The sequence below is a fragment of the Streptomyces recifensis genome, assembly GCF_002154615.1.
GTDB classification, from domain to species: domain Bacteria; phylum Actinomycetota; class Actinomycetes; order Streptomycetales; family Streptomycetaceae; genus Streptomyces; species Streptomyces griseoluteus.
This window is the reverse complement of the sequence record NZ_MUNH01000806.1, coordinates 1-2,318: the sequence shown is the minus strand read 5'-3', so window position 1 is coordinate 2,318 and position 2,318 is coordinate 1. Positions and strand designations below refer to the sequence as shown.

Genomic DNA, 2,318 nt, shown 5'->3' with positions numbered 1-2,318 from the left:
CGGGTCGTTGTCGACGTAGACGACCCGCGTCTCCGGGGCGAGGCCCTGCGCGACCTCGTGCGTGTTGTCGGCGGTGGGCAGGCCGGTGCCGATGTCCAGGAACTGCCGGATGCCGAGGTCGCCGACCAGATGGCGCACGGCGCGGCCCAGGAAGAGGCGGTCGTGGCGGGCGTACTCCCCGATGCCCGGGTGCAGTTGGCGGATCTGGTCACCGGCCGCACGGTCGACCTCGTAGTTGTCCTTGCCGCCGAGCCAGTAGTTCCAGATCCGGGCGGTGTGCGGCTGGCCGGTGTTGATGCGGGCGCGAAGGGACACGGCCACGTCGTTGGTGGCGGCCGGGTTGTCGGTCACGGGGGTCAGCTCCTGGGGTGCCGGGGGCGGGAGGTACCGGTCAAGACGCAATCTAGACGCCGGAGTTGCTCCGCGCCGCAGGTCCGCGGCATTGGGGGTGTCCCGAGCGGCCCTCGGCGGGCCCCCCTCGTAGACTCGGAACCATGGACGACGCTCTTGTGTCCCGGCTCGGCTCGGGCAAATACCTGCTGGTCACCAGCTACCGCAAGGACGGCACTGCGGTGGCCACCCCGGTCTGGGTCGTCCCCGACGGCGACGCCCTCGGCGTCTGGACCGCCGCCGACAGCTACAAGGTCAAGCGCATCCGCCGCCGCGCGGACGTCCTGGTGGGCCCCTGCGACATGCGCGGCCGTCCGACCGGCGCCCCGCACCCCGCGCACGCCGAGATCGCCGACCCCGCGACCACGGCCCGCTACCGCACCCTGATCGCCCGCAAGTACGGCATCGCGGGCCGCCTCACCCTGCTGGGCAGCAGGCTGCGCCGGGGGGCCGAGGGCACGGTGGGCATCCGGGTGACGTTTCCGTCCTAGCCTGCCGACCGCCTCAGGTCCACGCCCGGCACGACTCGTCCAGCAGCTGGAAGACCGGTTCGCCGCGTACCGGGTCCTCGGCCGTCGACAGGCGGACCCGGTCGCCGCTGTGGATGCCGATCAGGGGGCCCATGACGCGGCCGCGTACGACGAAGCCCTCGGCGAGTTCGACGAGGGAGACGTTGCGGGCGGCGGGTGTGTTGCGGTGGACGGTGGTGGAGTGGCGGACCGTGCCGATGCCCTCGCTGCGCTCGGTGCGCAGGTCGCTGCCCTGGCAGACCGGACACAGGAGCCGGTGGTACATCGCGGTGCCGCACCAGCCGCAGCGCTGGTACTCGAGGGAGTCGGCGGGGCGCTCGGTGAGGAGGCTCGCCGAGCCCGCCACCGGCTGGGCCGTTCCTGCTGAGTGGTGGTACACGCTCGTCAACTCCCTGCACTGGGCCGGAATCCGCTCGTGCCCGATGCCGTGCCACCGTGCACGAGCGACAGCGTATGGCACTCAGTGTCACTCGTAAAGGCACTGCGTACCCTTATTTACCGGCTCTCGCCCCGGGCCGCCTCGAACTGCCGCACCACCTGCCAGAGCGGGGCGTCCCGGCGGGCCACGAGGACCACCACGTCGTCGGGGCGTGGCGACTCGGGCGGGAAGGGGGACGGCGCGGGCCGGGCCGGCGGGTCGGCGAACGCCGTCTGCACGCAGGCCAGCGCGTGGTCCACGGCCGCCTCCGCGTCGCCCTTGGCGTCCGAACGCAGCCAGGAGCGAAGGGCGTTGTTGTGTGCGGCGACCACCGCCGCCGCGATCACGTCCGCGCGCAGCGTGCCGTCCGGCAGCTCCGCGAACCTCCCGCGCAGATACGCGGCGAGTGCCCGCTCGTAGCGCCAGACGACCGACAGTTCGTACGCCCGCAGCCCCGGCACCCGGCGCGTCAGCCGGTAGCGCTGGACCGAGAACGCCGGGTTCTCCGCGTACATGCGCAGCACCAGCCGGGCCGCGTCGCACACCCGCCGCACCGGCTCCGGGTCGCTCTCGCCCGCCGCGAGGAACGCGGTCATGTCGGCGAGGCAGCTCTCGTGGTCGGGGAAGACCACGTCCTCCTTGGACGGGAAGTAGCGGAAGAACGACCGCCGTCCCACCTCCGCCAGCGCCACGATGTCGTCCACCGTGGTCTGCTCGTAGCCGCGTTCCAGGAAGAGCTGGAAGGCGGCCGCCACCAGGGCGTCCCGCATCGGCGGCTTCGCGGGCGGCGCCGCACTGCTGGTGCTCATGGACGGGAACGTAGCACCCGGCGGCCATCTATGGCACTGAGTGCAGCCGACAGACCCCGGTGAGGGAACCGAGTGCTCCGTGCGGGCCCGGCGATCATCGTCCACCTGCTGCGACGTAACCTTTCTCCACCCTGTCGGCACCCGGCCCGTACGAGGAGATCCCGTATGCCC

The 2,318-nt window shown here is 72.3% G+C and carries 4 protein-coding genes; 1 reads left to right on the top strand and 3 read right to left on the bottom strand.

Going from position 1 to position 2,318, the window contains the following annotated elements; translation table 11 throughout:
- On the bottom strand, positions 1-351 hold a 351-nt coding region (locus CCN33_RS29885; protein WP_208621975.1), incomplete at its 3' end, for an SAM-dependent methyltransferase.
- 143 nt (positions 352-494) lie between these two features.
- Between CCN33_RS29885 and CCN33_RS29880 the strand changes: the two genes are divergently transcribed.
- A complete protein-coding gene (locus CCN33_RS29880) occupies positions 495-881 on the top strand; it encodes a PPOX class F420-dependent oxidoreductase (protein WP_086696447.1) in 387 nt (128 codons plus the stop codon).
- A gap of 13 nt (positions 882-894) precedes the next feature.
- Here CCN33_RS29880 and CCN33_RS29875 read toward each other — a convergent pair whose 3' ends face one another.
- Together CCN33_RS29875 and CCN33_RS29870 are read right to left on the bottom strand one after the other, a co-directional pair.
- Complete coding sequence (locus CCN33_RS29875) at positions 895-1,299, bottom strand: Zn-ribbon domain-containing OB-fold protein (protein WP_086696446.1); 405 nt, start codon at positions 1,297-1,299, stop codon at positions 895-897.
- Positions 1,300-1,415: 116 nt separating this feature from the next.
- On the bottom strand, positions 1,416-2,147 hold the full coding sequence (locus tag CCN33_RS29870; RefSeq protein ID WP_086696445.1) for a TetR family transcriptional regulator: 732 nt from the start codon (positions 2,145-2,147) through the stop codon (positions 1,416-1,418).
- Positions 2,148-2,318 lie beyond the last annotated feature (171 nt).

Excerpts from the sequence above, each read along its gene's own strand:
- CCN33_RS29880 (WP_086696447.1), top strand. The coding sequence starts at position 495 with ATGGACGACGCTCTTGTGTCCCGGCTCGGCTCGGGCAAATACCTGCTG.
- CCN33_RS29870 (WP_086696445.1), bottom strand. The coding sequence starts at position 2,147 with ATGAGCACCAGCAGTGCGGCGCCGCCCGCGAAGCCGCCGATGCGGGAC.